Origin of the sequence: Candidatus Leptovillus gracilis, assembly GCA_016716065.1 — a bacterium.
Classification (GTDB): domain Bacteria; phylum Chloroflexota; class Anaerolineae; order Promineifilales; family Promineifilaceae; genus Leptovillus; species Leptovillus gracilis.
In genome coordinates this window covers 143071-166809 of sequence record JADJXA010000005.1, presented here as the reverse complement: position 1 = coordinate 166809, position 23739 = coordinate 143071, and the positions used below count along the sequence as shown (strand labels likewise).

The window sequence follows — 23739 nt, the reverse complement described above, 5'->3', positions numbered from 1 at the left end:
AGTGACACCAGTACCCTCCGGTTTAACGTTTACCAAATAAGCGTCCGAATAATCCGCTCGTATCTGCTTTTTCAGCATCACCGTTGACGTTCTCGGTTTTCTCTTTGTTTAACTGGTTGGTTATTGTTTCGGCTAATTTTATCATCGCCAGACCAACTGGTTTCTTTTTATTGGGACCCAGCACAATGGGCACGCCCTGGTCAATCGCCGAACTGACCGCCAGGTCATCTTCTGGGACGGTCATGAGAACCGGCCGTTTTAGGGTTTCGCTTATGTCTTTAATCGAAATGCCTTTGGCGGTCACCCGGTTTACAACCAACCACACCTTTTTCTGTTGGTATTCCAGGCTTTGGGCCAGGTCGAAGAAGCGGCTGACATTCTTTAGGCTGGGCAAGTTTTGTTGGGTTACCAATACAATACGGTCTGCTTCGTCCAAAATGGATAAGGCTCTATCATCTAAACTGGAAGTGGTATCCACGATGATGTAGTCGTATATCTGCCGCAGACTGGCCCATAATATTTTGAGGCTGGCTTCTGTAACGACATCGGCCATTTCGGGGCGGGGGGGCGACATGAGGACGTGCAGCCCGCTGCGGTGGACCTGGACGACGCTGCTGATGAGATCGGCGTCTATTTCGCCCTCGCGCGCGCTGAGGTCCACGATGCTGGTTACTGGTTTCATGTTGAGCATGACGGCCACATCGCCGAACTGCAAGCTGCCGTCTACCAGGATGGTGCGATGTTCACTGGCCGCCAGTGAAATTGCCATGTTGATGGCCAGGGTTGTGCAGCCGCTCCCCCCTTTGGGACTGAAAATGGCTAACATGGAACCTTGTACGGGGGCAATAACAGGTTGGGGGGCGCCGGGGCGCACGGCCGTTTGCCCCTGGACCGGCCCAGATCGCATGAGAGGTCTCTTGGCGTGTACCCGACGAACAGCAGCGACTAATTCATCACCGCCGAACGGCTTCGTCAAAAAATCACGTGCGCCGGCCAACATAGCCCGGCGTAAATAATCAGAATCGCTTTGCACCGACATAATGATAATTTGTGTTGTCGGCACTAATTCTGATATTTTTTGACTGGCGCCAATACCATCAATGCCCGGCATATTGATGTCCATCAATATGATGTCCGGCCGATGCTCTTGGGCCATGTCAACCGCTTGTTCACCGGTTCCTGCCTGACCAATTACCTCTATGTCCGATTCAAACTGTAACAGCTTACGGACATTCTCTCTGGTTTCTGAGAGGTCATCAACAATTAATACGCGAATGGTTTCTGACATTATCGTCCCACTGAATTAACTTGGATTATAGTAACAACAAAAACTGGTCATGAACCAGACAGGCATCAAAGAGCTTAACACGTTGGTTAGTGAAAGGGTGGGGTTTAATTTGATAAGGGTGGAATAAACAAAGGACCATACGTTAAACGGTACCCATTTCTAATTTACCTGTCGCCGTAAAGTCATCTTACTATGATCCTTAGTATTGTCAATAGGGCGAACTGGGTATTTTAGTCTATATATGCTGGGTGTCTTTTACGTTACCGTGGCGGCGATGTTTGTATAATGAAGATGGATTATATCGTAGGGAAGTGACATTGGCTAACTGGGTGCGGATAAACAAACAGGACCCTATCGGAAGGATAGGGTCCTGTTTCTAAGCTAAATACGAATCAACAATATCGGTGATATTAACTGCGTGGCGATATTAGTTGAGGCCGGCGGTAATCTTACTGAAAACGTTACCGATCTGGGGACCCAGCAGAGTCAGGATGGCGATGATAACAACAGCCACCAGAACGAGAACCAACGCATACTCTACCAAACCTTGACCATCTTCACGATTTAAGAATAACATTTTTACCTCCAAATAAATCTAAAAGAACTTGATAAGATAGGCATAGGATAGCTATTTTTGGCGAGGATCGCAATAGGAGTGTGGTACTGAACTTTGTTTTTGGCGCAGTTCATGGCAGATGTTCGGGTGGATATCCGAGTAATATCGCTGTCCAGAGAAATCTTCGCACGATTTGTAGAACGATTTGGAAAATCGTTCTACAACCGCAGGGAAAGACTTTTCTGGATAGCTATAACTGAATTGAATGGGTAAGATTTTGAACTTTACTCGCAGAATCTTAAAATAGGGTCATATCGTTTTCCGCTTAATCTATATGAGGAGCAACAAAAGATGGTTACCAACCCGAAGTTTCAACTGTTTCAAGGCAATAACCAGGAGTATTATTTTCGTCTGAATGCGCGTAATGGGGAACAGATTCTTGCCAGCGAGGGGTATCAAACATTGGCGAACTGCATGAATGGCATTGAATCGGTGAAGAAAAATGCGGCCGACGGCCGTCGCTTTGAACGGAAGGTTGCCAAAGACGGCCGTTTCTATTTCAACCTCACCGCCACCAACGGGCAGGTTATTGGCAAAAGCCAGATGTACAAAAGCGAAGACGGCCGTGACAATGGCATCCAGGCAGTGCAAAATGTAGCCGCCGATGCACCCATTGAAGATTTAACAGCTCAAACCGAATAACAGTCAGCCCTCCTGGTCTGGCTTGCAACCCAAGCCAGACCTGTTTCAGGAACCATCACAGCGCCATGCCAACCTTATCTGGGAACACGATCCCACCACAACCATGTTCACCCGCCACTCTGAAAGCCCTCAATCAACATTACGCCACATTATCACCCACGAATTTGCTCCAATGGGCATATACCACGTATGGCTCATCCCTCGTCGTCGCCACCAGTTTTGGGCTGTCTGGTATGGTTATTCTGCACACCGTGGCCCAAATGCAGCCGCGCCCACCCGTTTTCTACCTGCAAACCGATCTGTTCTTCCCTGAAACCCTTACCTTGCGTGATGAACTGGCCACCCGGTTTGCCCTGGAATTCATCGAAGTCCATTCTGGGCTATCGCTGGCGGCGCAAGAACAACAATATGGCCCAGAATTGTGGCGCCGAGACCCAGACCTTTGCTGCCATCTGCGCAAAGTGCGGGCGCTGCGCCACTTTCTTGAAGATAAACGCGCCTGGGTCACAGGCTTGCGGCGCGATCAGTCCCCAACCCGCGCTCAGACCGATCTTCTTGCCTGGGATAATACCCACCACCTGCTAAAACTGAATCCATTGGCCTTGTGGACGAGAGAACAGGTGTGGGACTACATTCACAAACATGACATGCCCTACAATTTGCTGCATGACCAGAGTTATCCGAGTATTGGCTGCTGGCCTTGTACAAAGCCTACAGAGATGGCAGTCAATGAACGCATGGGCAGGTGGTCTGATTTTGGCAAAACAGAGTGTGGTATTCATGTAGATTATATTCTGTGAAATGAGCAGGTTTTTGCTTGTGACAGGACGCCGTGCTATAATGTCTCTATCGAGCTTGAGAGATTAGATATTCGTTGACGGAAAGTGGGCCTCCCCACTTTTTTTGTTTTCTAAATGGGATAATAACCTTGATTGTCCTGGAAATCAGATATGGGTAAGGTTGAAATCGATGAAAAGTGAATTTGTTTTAGCCTTCAATGAGATTTGTGAAGCGCGCGGTTTGCCTAAAGAGGACGTGTTTGACGCTCTTAAGACAGCATTGGTTTCTGCCTTTCGGCGTGACCTTAACCTGAGCAACACGCAAGATGTGCGCGTGGAGATTGATCCGCGTACTGGTGAATCAACCATTTATTCTGAAAAAGAAGTGGTGGATTCCATTATGGACAATCGCACCGAAGTCTTGTTGGAAGTGGCCCGCCGCGAGCATCCTGATACGGAGTTAGGCGATGTTGTCTTGGTAGATAGCACCACCGCCCAATTCGGTCGTATTGCCGCGCAAACAGCCAAACAAGTGCTGCTCCAGCGCGTGCGTGAAGCTGAACGAGAGCATCTCTTTGAGGACTTTTCCGGCCGGGAAGGTGAATTGGTTAATGGCACTGTCCAGAGCATCAGCGGCCAACACATCACCATTGGTTTGGGGCGCACCGAAGCGACTCTTCCGAAAGGGCAGCAAGTTCACGGCGAACGATACCGCGCTCACGATAAAATCCGTGTCTATGTTTTGGAGGTAAGACGGACCAATCGCGGCCCGCAAATTTTTGTCAGCCGCAACCATCGCAACCTGCTGCGCCGTCTGTTGGAATTGGAAGTACCAGAAATTTACAACGGCCAGGTGGAGATCAAAAGCATCGCCCGCGAGGCTGGTCAGCGCTCCAAGGTGGCTGTTTTGGCTTTGCAGCCCGGCGTGGACCCGGTTGGCGCTTGCGTGGGGATGCGTGGTGTGCGTATTCAGAGCATTGTGCGCGAACTGAATGATGAAAAGATTGATGTGATTGAGTGGGATGCCAATCAGCAAACCTTTATTGCCAAGGCGCTCAGCCCGGCGCGTGTGTCGCATGTCTTTTTGGAAGAACACCCAGAAGATGGCAAAACGGCCGTCGTCATTGTCCCCGACGATCAACTCTCATTAGCCATTGGGCGGGAAGGGCAAAATGCCCGCCTGGCCGCTAAACTGACCGGCTGGCGTATTGACATCAAGAGCCTGACCGAAGCCGCGGCTGAATCGCTAGGCAAACTGGATCACCCACAGGCGAACCCAGAAGTTGTGAAAAACAGCACTTTGCTGGAACAAGTGCGCCTGATTTTAGACAAGAAAGCGGCCAATCGCCCCATTACGTCGGAAGATTATCATACCCTGGACCGGCTGGTAAGCGGCGTTTTAGGCTCTATTATTACCTCGCGAGCCGAGAATTTTGAGAAAACGCGCAAACGTCGGTCTGAAGCGCGCCAGAAGGTGCCGGCAGCCGCCTGGCAGGAACCGCTGGACCTGCTGGACTTGCCGGGACGCATTCACAATTTGTTGTTAGACAACAACATCGAAACAGTTGGCGATGCCATTTTCCACCTGGAAATGGGCGACGAGGTGATCCTCGGCTTCCGGGGCTTAGGCGAGAGTGCGCTGCATACATTAAAAGAGCGTGTGGCCGTGTACCGTTCGGCGCTGTTCGTCAGGCCGGAAGCGGCAGATGGTGTGGTTGAAGCTGAACAAGAAGCGGTGGCTGAGATTGCGCCAGAAGCGGAAGTGGAAACGGCCGTCGTGCCTGAACTGCCTGAACCTGAGATAGCAGCGCCGGTCGCCGCCATTGAGCCGGAGATAGCCGCCGTTGTGGCTGAACCAACCCCAGAACCAGAACCGGTGGCCGAAGCGGAACCCGAACCAGAACCAGAACCGGTTGTCACCGATGTGGTGGACGACTTAAGCCGCTCGCTCATTGAAATCGTACCGGAAAAACCGGAACCACAAAAGAAACCTAAACCCGGCATCGTCGTCGTTCGGACTGAAGAAAGTGTGGACGAAGATGAAGACGCCAAACGCAAAGCGCGCAAGGGCAAGCAGCTTGTCTTTAATGAAGACATTGGCGAGGTGGTTACCAAGCGGAAACGCAAGGGCAGCCGCAGTCGCCCTGAATGGGAAGACATCGATCTCGACGATTTATAAGCAGGTGATAGATGTAACAATAGAGGTAGAGAAATTCTCTATCTTTATTGTTATATAGTGGCTGAAGATGAACAAGAAACAGGGCCTACGACCCAGGCATGTTCCACAGCGAACCTGTGTGGTTTGTCATCAGAAAACGGAAAAACGACGGCTCACACGCATTGTGCGCACGCCGGATGAGGGTGTTGTGGTGGATTTAACCGGCAAAAAAAACGGCCGTGGCGCATATGTGTGTGACCAACCGGCTTGTTGGGATAAGCTGCTGCGGGATCGTGGCATTCTAAACCAGGCTTTAAAAGCGCAGGTTAACGACGAAGAACAAGCTGCCCTGGCCGCCTGGGCTGCCCAGACAGTCCATAATCTGCTCGCCGTTACTGACGGCCCAGAATAAAATAGGTGAGATTTAGCGGCAACGGCCGTCAAATATATTACGCCCCTTTTTAGGGGATCGCTCGCGTAGTGAGGTGTGGAAAAATGACGAAAACAAAAGCGCTAATTGAACTCCCTGCTTTTATAACCGTCCGAGAACTTGCCGGTCTGATGGAAGTCAGTCCGATTGACGTGATCAAAGAATTGATGAGCAATGGCATCATGGCCAACATCAACCAGGACATTGACTATGACACGGCCGCCATTGTCGCCAGTGAAATGGGCTACGATGTCGTGTCGCAGGCTGAATTGGCCGCCGCCCAAGAAGAAATCATAGACGAAAGCGAACAATTGGTCTGGCGTCGTATTCTGGCCAAAGAAAACAGCGCCAGCCTGCAAGCGCGCGCGCCGGTGGTAACAATGTTGGGGCACGTGGATCATGGCAAAACTTCTTTGTTAGACGTTATTCGCCAGACCAACGTGCAGGCTGGCGAGGCCGGCGGCATCACCCAACACATCGGCGCTTATCAGGTGGAGCGGGACGGCCGGCAAATTACCTTTTTGGACACGCCCGGCCATGAGGCGTTCACGTCTATGCGCGCCCGCGGCGCCCAGTCCACCGACATCGCCATTTTGGTGGTGGCCGCCGATGATGGCGTCATGCCCCAAACCCGCGAGGCAGCCGACCACGCCCGCGCGGCCCATGTCCCCATTATCGTCGCCATGAACAAAATTGATCTACCGGCAGCCAATCCGCCCAAAGTAAAACAACAACTCAGTGAAATCGGTCTCATCCCTGACGAATGGGATGGCGATACGATGATCATCCCCGTGTCGGCCAAAGAGCGCCTGGGAATTGAAGATTTGTTAGAGGCGATCTTGTTGGTGGCCGAAGACGCAAACCCGCGCGCCAATCCCGCCGCCGCGCCATCTGGCTCTGTGTTGGAGGCCAGCATCGAGCGTGGGCGTGGGGTGATGGCGACCTTGTTGGTGCAAAATGGCACGCTGCGCCGGGGCGATACGCTGTTGGTGGGTGATAATTACGGCCGTATTAAATCCATGTACGATTTTCGCGGCCGCGAAGTCAAAGAGGCTGGCCCCTCTATGCCGGTATCTGTCTCTGGCCTGAAAGAGATCCCCGGCGCTGGCGACCAGTTCACCGTGGTGAAATCAGAAAAAGAGGCCCGCCGCCTCATCGCCGAAATGCAAGAAGCCAACCGCCAGGACGTAAACGGCCGTGCCGCCGCCATGAGCCTGGATGAGTTTTTCAGCCGCTTGCAAGAAGGCGACGTTAAAACCTTGAACCTCATCATCAAAGCCGACGTCCAAGGCTCATTGGAACCGATCGTCAATTCTCTAGGCAAACTGAGCGATGAAGAAGTTTCCCTGGACATCTTGCTGGCGGCTACCGGTAATGTCAGCGAAAGCGACGTGATGCTGGCTTCCGCTTCCCACGCCGTTATCCTGGGCTTCAACGTCGAAGTAGACCCGGTTGCTCAGACTGCTGCTAACAGTGAAGGCGTCCAGATCAACAACTACACCATCATCTACAAACTCCTCGAAGACGTTGAAAAAGCGATGAAGGGGATGCTAGACCCGGTGTTCGAGGATGTGCTGATCGGCCGGGCCGAAGTGCGGCAGGTATTTAAAATTAAAGGTGTGGGAACGATTGCCGGCTGCTTTATGCGTACCGGCCAGGCCCGACGCAACGCCCAGGCCCGCGTCATTCGCGGCGCCGCTTTGCTGCACAGTGGACCCGTTCATAGTCTTAAACACCTGCAAGAAAACGTGCGCGAAATAAAAACCGGGTTTGAGTTTGGTGTTAGCCTGGATAATTGGGTTGATTTTCGACCCGGTGACTATATCGAATTTTTTGTTACACAGCGTGCAGAGAGTTAAAGCGGGGTATAACCCATGAGCAAAATTCGCCAACAACGCACGGCCGAGCAGATTCAGGTCATTCTCAGCGAGTTGATCTTGCGCGAAATGGCTGACCCGCGCCTGCAAGACCTGACCATTACGAATGTGACCATTGACCGTGAATTGCAGTATGCGTCTGTCTATGTCCATGCGCTGGGCGACGATTCGCGCCAGGTAGAGGTGCTGCGCGCTTTGGCAAAAGCGACAGGCTTCTTGCGACACGAATTGGCCCAGCGTATCCGCCTGCGCACCACACCGGAGCTGAGTTTTCATTGGGATCCAACTCTGGCCCAGGCGGCTGAGGTGGATCGTATCTTGGACAGTTTGGTTATCCCACCGCCAGACGAAGAAGAAGAATAGTAACCGGCGCCGCATCCTGGTGTCGGTATTCGGTAATCCGTATTCCGCAGGCGCTACTTCTGGAAAACGCGCACTGAAAACTGAACACCGAATACCGATTACTAACATCCTTAAAAGGGTAAGGAAATTGTGTCATTTGTAGCAGAGTTCCGCGAGATAATTGAGCGTGTACAGCATATTTTGGTTGTGACGCACGTAGGGCCTGATGGCGATGCGTTAGGTTCGTTAACGGCCGTCGGCATCGCCTTATCCCGCCTGGGTAAAAATGTTACCCTGGCCTGCGAAAGCGACATGCCCGCCCGCTTTGATTATATTTCCTATATAGACCGCGTGGTGACACGGCCAGACGCCCGCGTGCGCTACGATGCGCTCATCGCCCTGGACTGTGGCGATGAACAGCGTATGGGCGAGGTGTTTACCACTCTGCCAACACCCAAGCCGTTCGTCATCAACATTGACCATCACATCACCAACACCTACTTTGGCGATTTGAATTGGGTGGCCGATTGCCCATCTACGGCCGAAATGGTTTACCAATTGTTTGACGAGATGGGGTGGGAAATTGACGCCAACGTGGCGATGAGCCTGCTGACCGGCATTGTCACCGATACCTTAGGCTTTCGCACCCCCAATGTCACACCGATGACCCTGCGCGCCGCCAGCGCCCTCATGGAAGCCGGCGCCGATTTGCCCCTGATCACCATGCAGACGCTGAACCTGAAGCCATTGTCCACACTGCGCCTGTGGCAAATTGGGCTGAATCAAATGCAAATTGCCGATGGCCTGATGTGGACGACCATCAGCAACCGTGATCGGGAGATGATTGGGTATCGCAATGACAGCAGCAGCGGGCTGGTGAATCTTCTGGCCGATGTCAACCGGGTGGCAATCGGTGTGGTGCTCATGGAAGTAGAAGATGGTTCTATTCGCGTGGGGCTGCGCAGCCGGCCGCCGTATGATGTGGCACAGGTGGCGCAAAGTCTGGGCGGCGGCGGCCATCCCCAGGCGGCCGGCTGCACGATGGCCGGCCCTCTGGCCGAAGCTGAGGCACGTATTGTTGAACTATGCAAACAAGCCATTGCCATGCAATCCTCTGCCGGTATGGATAAAAATGGGCACGGTGGTTAGCCGTGAACCGTAAGCCGTAAGCCGATTACGGAATACGGAATACGAGATACGGGATAGGGAAACAGCCTCTTTCCACACAATCGTCTATGTCGGCAATCTCAGGAATCCTGGCGGTGGACAAACCCATTGGCCTGACGTCGCATGATGTAGTTAACCAGCTCAGGCGGTTAAGTGGTATGCGGCGTGTGGGCCATGCGGGCACGTTGGATCCATTGGCAACCGGTGTCCTGCTGTTAGGACTGGGTCGGGCGACGCGCCTGTTGGAATACCTGACGGGGCTGCCCAAACTGTATGAAACGGCCGTGCGCCTGGGTCAGACCACTCTAACGTATGACGCCGAAGGGGAAGTGGTTGCCGAACGGCCGTATGCCCATCTCTCACTGGCCGAAATCCACCATGCTTTGCAGCCCTTTCGTGGCCCTATCTGGCAAAAACCACCGCGCTACTCGGCCATCAAACAAGACGGCCGTCCCCTGTACCAACTGGCGCGCCAGGGCATAGACATAGACACACCGGCGCGCGCCGTAACCATCTATGAATTAACATTGCTGGCCTGGGAACCGCCGGAACTGCGCCTGCGGATACGCTGTTCGGCTGGGACCTACATCCGCTCGCTGGGGCACGATCTGGGCGAGGCGTTAGGCTGCGGCGGCTACCTGACGGCGCTGCGGCGGGCGGCGATTGGCGATTTTACGCTGGATCAGGCCGTGCCTCTGGCCGATTTGACCGCCGCCAACCTGCCCGCCCATGTGCAGCCGCCGGAAAGCGCCACGCGCCATCTCCCCCAACTGGATTTGCCCGCGTCCGAAGTGGACCGCCTGCTCTTGGGGCAGCGGTTGGCGCGGGAAAGCGACCACGCCTTGCATTCGTTGGTGCGCGTCATGGCCGTGGACGGCCGTTTGCTGGGCATTCTGCGCGCCGAAGCGGATTATTGGCAGCCACACAAGATGTTTCCATAGGGCAACACCATCTATGACACAGACCTTCATCCATGTCGAGCATTTAACCGAAGTCTCAACTTCCGCACCGACTTATCTGGCTTTGGGTTCATTCGATGGCGTTCACGTAGGGCATCAGACCGTTTTGCAGCAGTTGGTGATGGCCTCACGCGCCGCCGGCGTGCGTTCGGCCGTACTCACCTTCTTTCCCCATCCCACCCGCGTATTACACCACCAGGGAGGTCCCTATTACCTGACAACCCTGGAAGACCGGGTGCGCCTGTTAGCAGCGCAAGGGGTAGACCTGATCATCACCCATCCGTTTAATGAGGAAGTGCGCCAGACGCGGGCGGCTGATTTTGTAGACCAACTCCTTCGTCACCTGGATATGCGCCAGATTTGGGGTGGTAATTTTGCCTTTGGCTATAAACGGGAAGGGGACGTGCCTTTCTTGCGCCGCCTGGGCGCCGTGCGTGGCTTTACGGTGGCGTTGGTGGAATCTATGGTGGCTGTGCAGGGTGATTGGGTTAGCAGCAGCCGAATCAGGCGCTGTTTGTTGGATGGGAATTTGGATGATGCGGCTGCCTGCCTGGGACGGCCGTTCCACGTTGCCGGTGAAGTGGTACACGGCGACCAACGGGGCCGTACCATTGGCTTTCCCACCGCCAACCTGGATGTGTGGTCCGAGCTGCTGCTGCCGGCCAACGGCGTGTACGCCACTTACGCCTGGCTAAACGGCCAGCGGTACACTGCCGCCACCAATGTCGGGGTGCGCCCCACGGTAAACGGCCGTACCGTTACCGTAGAAGCCTATCTGCTAGATTTTTCTGGCGATCTGTACGGCCAACAACTGCGGCTGGAGTTTATTCACCACATCCGCCCAGAAAAAAAATTCTCCGGTCTGGCCGAATTAACCGCGCAGATTCAGGCCGACGTCAGTGACATTCGGACATTGTTCAGCTGTAAGCCATAAGCTGTCTCCTAAGGGTTCATATGTTTTTAACCTGGTGAGATTGGACCAATCTCCAAGATTGGTCCAATCTGGAAACTCCAAAGTTAATTGCAAACGAACCCTAACGGCATACGGCTCACGGCTCATACGGCGCGTTCCATGCCGGTGATTTGTGGACGTGGACAATCTGCCAGCCGTGTTCGTTGTGGACGAGGACGCGGCTTTCGTTATGTTGGCGATGGCTGATACGGCCGTCGGCGTGGGCCAGGGTAAGCATGAAGGTGTAACTGACAACGGCCGTTTTCCGCGCCCGGCGCGCCATACAGTTGCAGACGTGGCTCCCACAAGTCATAACGAAAATCCACATCCGTGCCCGCCCAACTATGCTCAATCATAAAAAAGTGAAAATCCAGGCCATCCTGCCGGTGGGGGGTGATGAACCACTCGTATAAGGACAAATCAGTGCCGGTTGTTGCCTTATACGTCGCCACATCCCGCGCAAAAATGCTCTGCAAATGGCGATGAACAGTGTCCCAAACCGCTTCTTCGGTGGTGAATGGGTTGTTATTTGTCATGATTCCTCCTAACCTCAAACCAGAGCCAAAAAGTGTCTTAAAGATGGCGAAGATTGCACGCTGTTTGGCATAACAGCGCTGTTCATCGTTGCAGCCGCCAATCCAGCGCTGTGTTTCGTTCAGTCGTTTTGTCGTTTTTGACGGCGATGGTGATGGCCCGGCGCGTGCCCACCAGGATGGCTACTTTTTTGGCGCGGGTCACGGCCGTATACAGCAAATTGCGCTGCAACATCATGTAATGCTGCGTCAGCATTGGCATCACCACACACGGATATTCCGCGCCCTGGCTCTTATGTACCGAAATGGCAAAAGCGTGGACCAGTTCGTCGGCTTCCAGAAAGTCATAGACCACCGGCATCCCGTCTATGCTGATGGTAAGGGTTTGCTGGAGAGGGTCAACGGCCGTGATTCGCCCAATGTCCCCGTTATACACATTCTTGTCGTAATTGTTCACCGTCTGCATCACCTTATCCCCGGCGCGAAAGACGCGGCCACCCAGTCGGCGCTCCAGCTTTTTGCCGTCTGGCGGGTTCAACCGGCTTTGCAGCAGCAGGTTGAGATTACTCACGCCCGCGCTGCCGTTGTACATCGGCGACAGCACCTGGATGTCGTCCAGCGGATGCAGGCCAAATTTGTGCGGCGCACGTTTTTGCACAATGTCCACCAGCAGTTCGGCCGCCTCGTCGGGGTCTTCTTTGATGAAGATGAAAAAGTCGGCCGGCGGTCCATCTGCTTTGTCCGGCGCAGTTTCCGGCAGTAAACCCTGGTTGATGCGGTGGGCGTTGCTGATGATGAGCGAATTGGCCGCCTGGCGGAAGATGGTTTGCAGACGGATGACGGGGGCCACCCCCGACGCAATCAGATCACCCAGCACGTCGCCCGCGCCGACACTGGGCAGTTGGTCCACGTCGCCTACCAGCAGCAGGTGGCTGTCTGGCCCGATGGCTTTGAGCAGGTTGTTGGCGAGGATCAAATCCAGCATGGAAGTCTCGTCTATGACCACCATGTCCACGTCCAGCGGGTTCTCATCATTGCGCCCAAAACCTTCGCCGGGCTTAAATTCTAGCAGGCGATGGATGGTTTTGGCCTCGCGGCCGGTGGCTTCGGCCAGCCGTTTGGCGGCGCGGCCGGTGGGGGAGGCCAGGGCATACGTGCGCCGGTTGGCGTCTAGCAAATCGAGCAGGGTGCGTAGGGTGGTGGTTTTGCCCGTGCCCGGCCCGCCGGTGAGGATGGTGACTTTGTGGGACACGGCCGTTTGCACCGCCCCCATCTGCTGCTCAGAAAGGGCAATTTCGGATTTCGGATTTCGGATTTCGGATTGGCGGCGCAGGCCAGTCAGGCGGCTGGTGGGATGGGCGATCAGGCGTTTGACGCGCTGCGTGACGCCGATTTCGGAGTAGTAGAAGGGGGTCAGGTAAACGGCGCGTTCTTCACCCAGAGCAGCCTGGTTGGTGGGTTGGCCGGCTGGCCGCCCGCTGTTTACCGCATACTGGATTGTTTCGCGTTTGATGAAGTCGCTGTTTTCTAACTGGTCAATAACGGCCGTTACCTTCTCTTGCGCCAGGCCCAAAATCTCCGCCGCTTCCGGTTCCAGGTCTTCCTGGGGCATGTAGACGTGGCCTTCCTCGGCCATGCGGTTGAGGGTGTAGGCCACGCCGGCCTCAATGCGGCCAGGATCGTCGGCGGCCAGACCGAGGGCCTGGGCGATTTTGTCGGCCGTTTTGAAGCCGATGCCATGTACATCGTTCACCAGTCGGTAAGGGGTGTTTTGCACCACTGCCAGCGACTCATCCCCATACTGCTTGTAAATTTTGGTCGCCAGGGTGGTGGAGACGCCGTGCCCCTGGAGGAAAATCATCACATCTTTGATGGCTCGCTGCTGCGCCCATGATTTGATGATGCTCTCCACCCGCTTGTCGCCGATGCCCAGCACTTTACGTAATTCGGTCGGTTGGTAGTCAATCACGTCCAGCGTTTGTTCGCCAAAGCGGTCCACGATGCGCTCGGCCATCACCGGGCCGACGCCGCGAATGAGGCCAGAGCCGAGGTAACGCTTGATACCCTCGGTGGTGGCCGGCAGCGATTGTTCGCAAAATTCGGCCTGGAATTGACGGCCGTGTTTGGCATGACTGCTCCACTTGCCAGTCAACTTCAGCCATTCACCCGGCTGCACCTCCGGCAAATTGCCCACCACCGTAATCAGCGCGTCCGCGCCGCTGGCGTATTTGAAGGGCAGCATCCCCCGCGAATCGGGCTTTAGGCGGATGACGGAGTAGCCATTCTCTTCATTGTAATAGGTGATGCGCTCCACCGAGCCGCTGATCTGGTCTTGACCGGTCATACAGTTATTGTATCGGAAATTGCTGCCCGAAGACATGTCAGTCCCTTGCGGCGGGTAAGAACTACCCTTCTCGCAGTATCAGTAGATCGAACTGATTTGGGAGCGCAGGCGTCTCGCCTGCCAATGCGGGCAAGATGCCCGCGCTCCGTTTCGATCTACTGAGTATCTTTATCGCATGTGTCCAATTTAATGGGCCGGATTTTTAATCCTTTGTTTACTTGACATCATGATCGCCTTTGTTATACTCGCCAATAGATGTTTTTATCACAAAACTGATAATAATTCTCGATAAGGTTAAGGATATGAACCGGAATCATTGCAGGTGTATGAAGCGAGGGCGCTAACGACCTTCGTTTCAGGCTAAAGTAACTGACGAACGGCCGTAGCTGCCCTCGCAAAGCAACGTAATTTGCTTTGTTGTGTGGCTGGCGACGGCCGTTTTTGTTGCCTGGAGTCTATCCCGACTCCACCCCAAAGTTACTTTAGGATCACACCGAAATGTTATCACCTGCTTATCAACCTGTTTATCGTCCTAAAACCAAATCTGCCAGGCCCCAAACCCAGGCCCAACGTCTCGAAGAACTGATCGGCAATACGCCTTTGCTGGATTTATCGCGCACGGCCGTTGCCCATGGACTCTCCCCGCATGTTTCCTTGTTTGCCAAAGCGGAATGGTTTAATCCTGGCGGCTCCGTGAAAGATCGCGCCGCCTGGCACATCATCCGCGTGGCCGAACAGGAGGGCAGCCTGCGTTCCGGTATGACGCTGCTGGATTCCACCTCTGGCAATACGGGCATCGCCTACGCTATGCTCGGCGCGGCGCGGGGCTACCGGGTGAAACTCGTTGTGCCGCGAAACGTCAGCCCAGAGCGATTGGGCATCTTGCGCGCTTATGGCGCGGAACTCATCTTCACCGACCCGATGGATGGCTCTGATGGTGCATTAGAGGAGGCGCGGCGATTGGCGGCGGCCGACCCCAGCCTGTTTTATGCCCGCCAATATGACAATCCGGCCAACTGGCGCGCCCATTACCTGACCACCGCCAACGAAATCTGGCGGCAAACCGATGGGACCATCACCCATTTTGTCGCCGGGATGGGCACATCGGGCACGTTTATGGGCACGATGCGCCGCCTGAAAGAGCTGAATCCGGCCATCCTGGCCCACGCCGTGCAGCCCGACAGCCCGTTCAACGGCCTGGAAGGGCTGAAGCATATGCCTACAGCCATCAAACCGGGCATTTACGATGAATCCCTGGCTGATGATGTGCGCCCGGTGCGCACCGAAGAGGCTTACCAAATGGCCCGCTTCCTGGCGCGGCAGGAGGGTGTGTTTGTGGGTGTTTCGGCGGCGGCGGCGGTTTGGGCGGCTGCGGCCATTGGCCAGAACCTGGAAGCCGGGACCATTGTGACGGTGCTGCCGGACGGCGGTTTCAAATATCTGAGCGAACGCTTCTGGAATGATTAACCTATCATGCTTCAACTAACCAAATCCGTACACGACCAAATCAAAGCCCACGGCGCACAATCGTACCCGTTTGAAGGCTGCGGATTGCTGCTGGGACGAGCCGAAAACGATGCCAACATCGTGGAGGCCATCGTGCCGACGGCCAATACCTGGCCGATGGAAACCGAAAAACCAATCCGCTTCCAAATTTCCGCCGACCACATGCTGCAAGCGGAGATGGAAGCGATGCGGCGTGACCTGGACGTGATTGGCGTTTTCCACAGCCATCCCGACCATCCGCCGGTGGCCTCGCCGCGCGACCTGGCCTGGGCAGCCTGGTCGGGCTATTCCTACCTTATCACCCAAGTCTGGGAAGGTGAAGCGACGTACAGCCAATCGTGGCAGTTGTTGGCCGACCGGTCGGGTTTTGTGGAAGAGGTAATTGTTTTAACATAAATTGGTTGGATGGCTGCCAGGTTGCAGCTAATCCAACAAACCAACCATCTAACGGAGGATTTTATTTCATGGCAACCATTCGTATTCCTACCCCATTACGGCCGTATACCGGCAACAACAGCAAAGTCACCGTCAATGGCGGCACGGTGGGGTCGGCGTTGGCCGATCTGACGGCGCAGTTCCCCGACCTGCGCCCGCATCTGTTTGAGGGTGACATGCTGCGCAGTTTTGTGAACGTGTACCTCAATGAAGAAGACGTGCGCCATTTGCAAGGGGCGGCAACGGCCGTTGCCCCTACCGACACCTTGATGATTATTCCCTCAATTGCGGGAGGGAGTTTGATAGTTGGGAGTTGTTAGTTGGGAGTGAAACCTACCGCTAACAACTACCCACTATCCACTACCCACTATCAACTGGAGAAAACCATGGACCGAAAAGTAGATCAATCTGCTCTAAAAGCGAATCAGGCGTTTATTATTGGCTTGCTGCTGCTGGCTTATGTGCTGAATAGTGTCTGGCTGGTGGCGTTTGTAGGGATGGTGATGCTGTTGGGAACGGCCGTGCCCACACTCTCCCTCTTTAAGCGCGTTTACCAACACCTGCTCCAGCCGGCCGGTCTGGTCAGACCCCACGTCATCGCCGACAACCCGGAACCCCACCGCTTTGCCCAAGGTTTTGGCGGCGTGGTCGTGGCCCTGGCGGTCATCGCCCTGCTGGCCGGGCAGTCGTTCATCGGTTGGGCGTTGGCTGGAGTGGTCGTGGTTCTGGCGGCGCTGAACCTGTTTCTGGGCTTTTGCGCCGGCTGTTTTGTGTACTATCAACTGAACCGCCTGGGTGTGCCGGGCTTTGCCCACAGCCCTCTTAGCTCAAATTGACGATTGACGATTAACGTTTGATGGATGACGACTATGATTTGGGAACGCTTACTGGTGGTTTTAATGTTAGCGTTGGTGGGCACTGGGGCCTTTACCGCTTTTAAGCAGGCGCATACGCGGCGCGTGAACCGCCGAATATTGGCTGAGCCAATCATCGCCCGGCCCACGCTGCTCTACTTTCGCAGCGACACCTGCGCTGTTTGCCCCACACAGGCCCGGTATCTGGAACAGGTGATGGCGGAGGAGGCGGTCGGGAACGGCCGTTTCACCCTCCACAGTATCAACGTAGACGAGCAGCCCGATCAGGCCCAGCGCTATGGCGTCATGACCCTGCCCACCACCATGCTGCTCGACGCCGCCGGGCAGGTCCGCGAAATCAACTACGGCCTGACCCCGGTCCATAAGTTACAGCAGCAGATTAAGACAGTGTTCAGTGTACACTGAACACTGAACACCCTTCCAACCTGGAGAAACAATGATACTCACAGAACAGATCAACCCGCAGGCATTGGCGGACATCGAATTGTCGCACGAAGAAGTGCAGCGCTACAGCCGCCACCTTATCATGCCAGAAGTGGGCATGAGCGGGCAAAAGAAACTCAAAGCGGCCAGCGTGCTGCTAATTGGCGCGGGCGGATTAGGCTCGCCGCTGGCAATGTATCTGGCGGCTGCCGGTGTCGGCCGCATTGGTCTGGTGGATTATGACGTGGTGGATACCACCAACTTACAGCGCCAAATCATTCACGGAACCAAAGACGTCGGTCGGCCGAAGTTGGAAAGCGCCAAAGCGCGCATTTTGGACATCAACCCCCACGTCCAGGTAGATACCTATCAGGTTCCGCTCACGTCGGCCAACGCGCTGGCAATTTTTGCGCCTTACGACGTGATCATAGACGGACCGACAACTTCCCGACGCGCTACCTGACCAACGACGCCTGTGTGCTGTTGGGTAAGCCTAACGTCTACGGCAGCATCTTCCGCTTCGAAGGACAGCTTTCGGTTTTTTACGCCAGGGAAGGGCCGTGTTACCGCTGTCTTTTCCCGGAGCCGCCGCCACCTGGCCTTGTGCCAAGCTGTGCCGAAGGCGGTGTTTTGGGCATTTTGCCGGGCACGGTGGGGGCGATGCAGGCTACGGAAGCTATCAAGCTCATCCTGGGCATTGGCGAGAGCATGATCGGCCGTTTGCTGCTGTACGACGCCCTGAACATGGAATTTACCGAAGTCAAACTGCGTAAAAATCCATCCTGCCCGGTGTGCGGCCCCAATCCCACCATCACCGAACTGATTGATTATGAGCAGTTTTGCGGGATGCCGGCCCACGACCACAGCCTGTATGGCGGCAATGAGGGAAGCGCGGACAGCGTGCGCCAGATCAACCCCGCGCAGCTGAAAGCTCGCCTGGACGCAGGCGAGAACCTGTTTATTTTGGATGTGCGCGAACCGCATGAATGGGAAATCTCGAATCTCAGCCACCTCGGTGCGCGGCTGATTCCGAAAGGGCAAGTGCTGGACCACCTGGGCGAATTGGACAGCGCCCAGGAGATTGTGGTGCAATGCCGGACCGGGGTACGCAGCGCCGCCATCGTGGAGGAACTGCAACGGCACGGCTTTAAGAAGCTGTGGAATCTGGATGGCGGGATTAACCGGTGGGCCAAAGAAGTTGATTCGTCTTTGCCGATTTACTGAGATGGTGTGGGATGGGCATGGTGGCGAGTAGCAGGTTTTCACTATGGACTTGCTGCTTGCCACCCGCTGCTCGCTATGTCATTCAAGCTCTTTCTTGTTGGGTTTAGGGGGTGGTTAGAGAGAGTTGTATTTGCATAAATTCGGTGTGTAGCTGTGTGGCAAGTGGATAAATAACGTCCCAGTCTTGATATTTGGCGGCCGACTCCAGTCGTAGGCATAAATTGGAGAGGCCCAACATGCCTAACGTGGCGCTGCTGCCCTTGAGGGAGTGGGCGGTTTTCCAGATTTGTTGCCAGTCGCTGCTTCTTACGGATGTTTGTAATTGAACCAGGCGAAACAGCCCATCTTCAAAGAAGGTTTGTATGAGTTCGGGCATTAACTCTTCCATGAGCGATCCGAGGTGGGCGTGGACAAAATCGTAGTTGATGGGCCAGTTGTCGTCGTGAATGATGGGGGGGAACTGCTGCAGCGGTTTTAGTTGGTCTGAATTGGAGAGGGGGAAGGCCAGACCCAGGTGTTTGCCGGGAGTGGCAGCGATTGGCGTAACGGCCGTTGCTCGTATTCTCGTTTGTTTATGCCTGTCTTCTCTCATTTCCATGTCGCACCTCGCATTGCAAGCAATGGTTCTATGTTGCATTGTAACATAGGAAACGGCCGTTTGCCCTGTCACCAAACAGCAGTTCTCAATCTGAAAAACTAGTGACATGAAGGGCAAAAAGTGATAGTGTCAGGCATTTGCCCAAAGGAGAAAACATGAGCCACGCACTATCACTAGATAAAATCATGGAACATTTTCAAGAATCCTGGCGCAAGTTGCCAGACTACCGGAAACCCAAAACAACACTAAATACGAGGTAGCCGATGCTGCGTTGTCAGCCTACAGCGTCTTTTTATGCAATCGCTTCATTTTAGCCCACCAGCGGGATAGAACCAACGTAAAGGTCAAGACAACGCAGGAACTTTGTTTGGCGTCAGCAAGATACCCAGTGACAATCAGATACGAAACTTGCTAGACCCAGTGACACCTGACCACTTTCATGGAGATTTCTCTTGGATTCATGGGAATTAAAGCAAAGTGGTTGTTTGTAACTTTCAGGATTATAAAAGCACTTATCTGATCCCTTGATGGAGTTGTCTTTCATTCCTCAGAAAAATCCATTGTGATAAGTTAGCACACGCCAGACCGCAACGGCACAACCCACTATTATCACAGTGCCATTATGCCCGTCATCGTCAAACCTGATTCGCCCCATGTCCTATCACTACCACCAGAGTTTATTGTGCCTCAAGATGGACATGAGAAGCAAGATTGTGAACGAGCGTTAAGCGCTGGTTAAGGCAGCATCAGGGTCAGTTGAGGCCCAAAGTGTGACCTTTCTGGGTGATGATTTGTACGCTAACCAGCCGCTGTGTCAGTTAATTGACCAAACCTATCAACAATTCTTTATCTTTGTCTGCAAACCTGATTCCCATCCCACCTTTATCAATGGGTAGACTCTCTGGCTGGTGTCGCGGGTTTAGAGACCATGCAAGAACGCTTTTGGAATGGCCGACATGGGAAATCTGGTCCTATCGCTTTGTCAACCAGATACCCTTACGGGCGGGCGAGGATGCTATGTTGGTCAACTGGTTAGAGTTAACCATTACCCATGAAGGCACTGGCGAACAGATCTTTCATAATGCTTGGATTACCAGCCATCAGGTCACGCTCAAGAATGTGACTTCTTTAGCTAAGAGGGGCGTACACGCTGGAAGGTTGAAAATGAAAACATCAATGTCCTCAAGACCAAAGGTTACAATCTAGAACACAATTTTGGTCATGGGCTGAATCATTTGTCTAATGTCTTTTCTCGCTCAATATTCTGGCTTTTCTGACTCATACAGCCCAGCACTTGCTCAACAAGGCTTATCGTCTCTTACGAGATACGTTAGTTGTACGGCGACTTTTTCAATGATCTCAAAGCCTTAACTCGCTATATCGTTTTCGATAGTTGGGATGCCTTGTTTGCTTTTATGATAGATGGGTTGGAGTTATCCCCTTGATTCTTTCATTTAATTTCAGATTGAGAACTGCTGGTCACCAAAGTACTGACAGGACACAAGTCTTAAATGTTATTCGTGGTCTGGTACTCTTGTGGGAGTGTCTTACCTTCAAGCCTGGCCTATACTGGCCTTTAGGAACCTGTTGAATAAGTTGGCAATCGAGGCTCAATTTAGAAATCCTCTATCATGGGCGCTAACCAGAATGTTGCATGGATCACTCGGCTCAGATGATAAGCTTCAACTTTTGCCCACTATTCCCAGAGTTAGCCAGCAGTTATCAGGGTCACTTTGGGGGCAAAACCAGACCACGTCGCAGCAAGCGGGCAAATAGAGCATTCAACCAAATGACAGGTAAAACAGGCTATGGCAGAGCAACGGACTAAACTTTATAAAGTTTTAGTGGTTGACGACGATCGGATGATTCGTAAGATCCTCGAAATGGCTCTAGACAGAGAAGGGTATCAGGTGGTAACGGCCGTTGACGGCAGCGACGGCTTACAACAAGTTCGGGTCCATCACCCCGATATCGTTGTTACCGACAAAATGATGCCCAACATGGATGGTTTTGAATTCACCCGCCGTTTGCGCCGCGATCCCGAATTTATTCATCTACCCATTCTGGTCCTCACCAGCCAATCTGAGTTGGAAGATAAACTCGGCGCCTTCGAAGCCGGCGCAGATGATTACCTGCCCAAGCCATTTGAAACGGCCGAATTAGCTGTCCGTCTCACCGCCCTCTTGCGCCGCGCAGATGCCCTGAAGCAGGCAAAAGCCGGTCAGTTGGAAATTAACGAACCGGCGCGCTTCATCGTTCTCCACAGCTTACGCGGTGGCGTTGGTTGTTCCAGTCTGGCTGTTAACCTGGCCCTGGCGCTTCGGACTTTGTGGCAAAAACCCACATTGCTTGCAGATATGGTCTTTACGGCCGGTCAGGTCGCCCTCATGCTCAACAGAGCGCCCAAAAGAACCTGGGCCGACCTCTCCCGCTACAGCAACGCAGAACTTGATCTGGAAGCCGTCAAATCCATCATCGGCCAACATGAAAGTGGTCTGGACTATATCCTCGGTCCGTCCAATCCAGCCGATGCCGAAAGAATCGATCATGAAAACATCGCGCTGGCCGTTTCTTACTTGCGCCCCAAGTTTGAATACATGGTGGCCGATTTATCCCATCGTTTCGACGAGACTTCGCTCACGATGCTGGATTATGCCGATGACATCATCCTGGTTGTGTCACCGGATCTTGCTTCGGTTCGCGCCGCCGCTATAGCTCTGGACACCTACCGGAAATTAGGGCACGCAGAAGAAAAAATTAAACTTGTATTGAACTGGACCTTCGAGGATGGCGGCCTTTCCAGCAAAAAAATTACCGACGTTCTCAAGCACTCCATTTCTTTGGTTCTTCCTTTTGCGCCAAAGCAATTTGTCTATGCCATCAACCGGGGCACGCCTCTGTTGCTTGGCAATCCGACCGACCCTGTTTCGGCCTTGATTGAGGACTTTGCTTTTCGCATTAGCAAGCCGGCCCACCAAAACCAGGCGCCCAAGCAGCCCAGCGAAGCGTGGCTTCGCGTGAATGAACGGTTGCAGCCGGCCGCAAAACCAAAGGAAAAATCTCGCCCCTCTCTGTGGTTGTTTTAGTCAATCACTGCTTTAGCCGGGAAGCGCTAACGACAAAGCCGCAAACCACGCGGATCGTGGGATAGCTGTCATTTAATTCACATAACTTGAGGTAGAGATGACAAAACAAACGTATTCGCACACAGAACGGGGGCAGACGGCCGTAGAAGTTGCTCTCTTGATCGGCATGGTTGCCCTGTCGGTTATCGGCATTTTACGCATTCTAGGATTAGACCTGCAAGATGTCTTTTGTCGGGTGGTCAATGGCATTGGTCTGCAAACCGAAGCGTGTCCTGGTAATGGCGTGATCTTTTGGGATGATTTTTCCGATGGATTGGATGGTTGGGAAATTGATCGTGGCACACGCTGGCGCATTGAAAATGGTCAGCTTTGTGGTGGCCCCGGATCGGAACATCGCGCCTATGGCATTGATAGCAATGGCTCGAATTACACCATTTCGATGGATGCCACCTTGAAGAGCGGCAACGGCTATGGCGTCTATTTTCGGGCAAACGAGAGCGATGTCAACGGATATACATTTCAATATGACAAAGGGTTTGGTACGCCGGGGGCATTTATTTTCCGCAAATGGATAAATGGCCTGGAAATGGCGCCTTTCAGGCCATGGCAGCCGGCGCCGCCCGGTTATCAATGGTATGACAAGCAGCGGCATGTGGTTATTTCTGTGCAGGGCAACAGCTATACTGCGACGATAGACGGCCAACCAGTGGCTACGGCCGTTGACAGCGCCGTAGACCCTGAGCCTTTTTTTGAAGACGGCCGTGTCGGGTTACGCATCTGGGGTGGCGAAGTCTGCTTCGACAACGTCCAGATCACTGTGCCTTAACAGGACACTTCAGCAGTGGTTTATCCCACCACCCCATGAAAATTGGGTCGCCATCTTCCGGGCGGCGACGCCAGCAAGATGCTGGCGCTTCATCAATTCGCAATTTTTCAGGGAGGAAAGATAATGTCTTATGTAAATAGCCCTAAAGTTGAATACACGCCAGACGGCCGTCCGCCAGAACGGAAAGATTGGCGTCACTTATCCATTCGTTTGGGAATCCTCTTCATTTTTATTCTTGGTTTGGCCCTGAACCTTTATGCGTTTAAGGCTGGCAACCTGGTTAATCTGGCTGCCGGTACCAACGGCGTGGCTCAAGGTATCATCCTGGACACACAAGGCCAACCCATCCCTAACGCGACAATTGCACTGGCCTCAGCGCCAGAAGCGCGGACCAGCACCCAGGCAGACGGCAGCTTCACCCTGGAGAACATCCCAACCGGCGATCAATACCTTATTGTTGTTCATAATGGTATTGGCGAGGGCTTTGTGGTGGCTATCCAACCGGCAGGCGTTACGCAAATTGGTACATTAAGCTATGAGGCCAAGCCGGCCGTTTGGAATTAGGCGCGGCTCACCGACAGGCCTGTTCGGTCAACAACACCAAAAGTTAAAACGATGCCTTCGCCAAATGGTGAAGGCATCGTTTTTTCAGTTCAGGGCAAAGGAAAAGGTAGGGGTA

The 23739-nt window shown here is 53.7% G+C and carries 21 protein-coding genes and 2 pseudogenes; 18 read left to right on the top strand and 5 right to left on the bottom strand.

Annotated elements, in window-relative coordinates; translation table 11 throughout:
- Positions 1 to 22: 22 nt before the first annotated feature.
- Positions 23 to 1288 carry a response regulator gene (locus IPM39_15455; protein ID MBK8987448.1) on the bottom strand — a complete coding sequence of 422 codons (1266 nt, stop codon included), beginning with the start codon at positions 1286 to 1288 and terminating at the stop codon, positions 23 to 25.
- 427 nt (positions 1289 to 1715) lie between these two features.
- Entirely contained in the window at positions 1716 to 1865 is a 150-nt protein-coding gene (locus IPM39_15450; protein MBK8987447.1) for a Flp family type IVb pilin, read from the bottom strand.
- A 330-nt stretch (positions 1866 to 2195) separates the two neighbouring features.
- Between IPM39_15450 and IPM39_15445 the strand changes: the two genes are divergently transcribed.
- The 9 genes from IPM39_15445 to IPM39_15405 all read left to right on the top strand — a co-directional run bounded on the left by IPM39_15445 (position 2196) and on the right by IPM39_15405 (position 11192).
- Complete coding sequence (locus tag IPM39_15445) at positions 2196 to 2546, top strand: YegP family protein (GenBank protein MBK8987446.1); 351 nt, start codon at positions 2196 to 2198, stop codon at positions 2544 to 2546.
- A gap of 65 nt (positions 2547 to 2611) precedes the next feature.
- On the top strand, positions 2612 to 3346 hold the full coding sequence (locus tag IPM39_15440; GenBank protein MBK8987445.1) for a phosphoadenylyl-sulfate reductase: 735 nt from the start codon (positions 2612 to 2614) through the stop codon (positions 3344 to 3346).
- A gap of 169 nt (positions 3347 to 3515) precedes the next feature.
- A complete protein-coding gene (nusA, locus tag IPM39_15435; protein ID MBK8987444.1) occupies positions 3516 to 5504 on the top strand; it encodes a transcription termination/antitermination protein NusA in 1989 nt (662 codons plus the stop codon).
- 67 nt (positions 5505 to 5571) lie between these two features.
- On the top strand, positions 5572 to 5895 hold the full coding sequence (locus IPM39_15430; protein MBK8987443.1) for a YlxR family protein: 324 nt from the start codon (positions 5572 to 5574) through the stop codon (positions 5893 to 5895).
- Between the two features lie 83 nt (positions 5896 to 5978).
- Positions 5979 to 7772, top strand: coding sequence for a translation initiation factor IF-2 (gene infB / locus IPM39_15425; protein MBK8987442.1), 1794 nt, complete (start codon positions 5979 to 5981; stop codon positions 7770 to 7772).
- 15 nt (positions 7773 to 7787) lie between these two features.
- Complete coding sequence (rbfA, locus tag IPM39_15420; GenBank protein MBK8987441.1) at positions 7788 to 8153, top strand: 30S ribosome-binding factor RbfA; 366 nt, start codon at positions 7788 to 7790, stop codon at positions 8151 to 8153.
- 129 nt (positions 8154 to 8282) lie between these two features.
- Positions 8283 to 9281, top strand: a complete 999-nt coding sequence (locus IPM39_15415; GenBank protein MBK8987440.1) for a bifunctional oligoribonuclease/PAP phosphatase NrnA — start codon at positions 8283 to 8285, stop codon at positions 9279 to 9281.
- A 113-nt stretch (positions 9282 to 9394) separates the two neighbouring features.
- Positions 9395 to 10240, top strand: coding sequence for a tRNA pseudouridine(55) synthase TruB (gene truB / locus IPM39_15410; protein MBK8987439.1), 846 nt, complete (start codon positions 9395 to 9397; stop codon positions 10238 to 10240).
- 13 nt (positions 10241 to 10253) lie between these two features.
- Positions 10254 to 11192 (top strand): bifunctional riboflavin kinase/FAD synthetase, encoded by a 939-nt coding sequence (locus IPM39_15405; protein ID MBK8987438.1) that lies wholly within the window; start codon positions 10254 to 10256, stop codon positions 11190 to 11192.
- A gap of 115 nt (positions 11193 to 11307) precedes the next feature.
- Here the strand turns inward: IPM39_15405 and IPM39_15400 are convergent.
- A pseudogene (locus IPM39_15400) lies at positions 11308 to 11746 on the bottom strand (nuclear transport factor 2 family protein).
- Between the two features lie 82 nt (positions 11747 to 11828).
- On the bottom strand, positions 11829 to 14087 hold the full coding sequence (locus IPM39_15395; protein MBK8987437.1) for an ATP-dependent RecD-like DNA helicase: 2259 nt from the start codon (positions 14085 to 14087) through the stop codon (positions 11829 to 11831).
- Between the two features lie 498 nt (positions 14088 to 14585).
- On the opposite strand from IPM39_15395, the gene IPM39_15390 reads away from it, so the two are divergent.
- From IPM39_15390 to moeB, 6 genes and pseudogenes are all read left to right on the top strand, one after another.
- Positions 14586 to 15554: a cysteine synthase family protein gene (locus tag IPM39_15390; GenBank protein ID MBK8987436.1), complete on the top strand. Its 969-nt coding sequence runs from the start codon at positions 14586 to 14588 to the stop codon at positions 15552 to 15554.
- Between the two features lie 6 nt (positions 15555 to 15560).
- Complete coding sequence (locus IPM39_15385; protein MBK8987435.1) at positions 15561 to 15989, top strand: M67 family metallopeptidase; 429 nt, start codon at positions 15561 to 15563, stop codon at positions 15987 to 15989.
- 68 nt (positions 15990 to 16057) lie between these two features.
- A complete protein-coding gene (locus tag IPM39_15380; protein ID MBK8987434.1) occupies positions 16058 to 16348 on the top strand; it encodes a MoaD/ThiS family protein in 291 nt (96 codons plus the stop codon).
- A 66-nt stretch (positions 16349 to 16414) separates the two neighbouring features.
- The gene (locus IPM39_15375; protein ID MBK8987433.1) at positions 16415 to 16864 is read left to right on the top strand and encodes a DUF4395 domain-containing protein; all 450 of its coding nucleotides are present in this window, start codon (positions 16415 to 16417) and stop codon (positions 16862 to 16864) included.
- Between the two features lie 33 nt (positions 16865 to 16897).
- Positions 16898 to 17308 (top strand): thioredoxin family protein, encoded by a 411-nt coding sequence (locus IPM39_15370; protein ID MBK8987432.1) that lies wholly within the window; start codon positions 16898 to 16900, stop codon positions 17306 to 17308.
- 31 nt (positions 17309 to 17339) lie between these two features.
- A pseudogene (gene moeB / locus IPM39_15365) lies at positions 17340 to 18550 on the top strand (molybdopterin-synthase adenylyltransferase MoeB).
- A gap of 103 nt (positions 18551 to 18653) precedes the next feature.
- On the opposite strand, the gene IPM39_15360 reads toward moeB, so the two are convergent.
- A complete protein-coding gene (locus IPM39_15360) occupies positions 18654 to 19148 on the bottom strand; it encodes an Hpt domain-containing protein (protein MBK8987431.1) in 495 nt (164 codons plus the stop codon).
- 1862 nt (positions 19149 to 21010) lie between these two features.
- Between IPM39_15360 and IPM39_15355 the strand changes: the two genes are divergently transcribed.
- The 3 genes from IPM39_15355 to IPM39_15345 all read left to right on the top strand — a co-directional run bounded on the left by IPM39_15355 (position 21011) and on the right by IPM39_15345 (position 23624).
- The gene (locus IPM39_15355) at positions 21011 to 22234 is read left to right on the top strand and encodes a response regulator (GenBank protein ID MBK8987430.1); all 1224 of its coding nucleotides are present in this window, start codon (positions 21011 to 21013) and stop codon (positions 22232 to 22234) included.
- A 97-nt stretch (positions 22235 to 22331) separates the two neighbouring features.
- Entirely contained in the window at positions 22332 to 23060 is a 729-nt protein-coding gene (locus IPM39_15350) for a DUF1080 domain-containing protein (GenBank protein MBK8987429.1), read from the top strand.
- A gap of 123 nt (positions 23061 to 23183) precedes the next feature.
- Entirely contained in the window at positions 23184 to 23624 is a 441-nt protein-coding gene (locus tag IPM39_15345; GenBank protein MBK8987428.1) for a carboxypeptidase regulatory-like domain-containing protein, read from the top strand.
- Positions 23625 to 23739 lie beyond the last annotated feature (115 nt).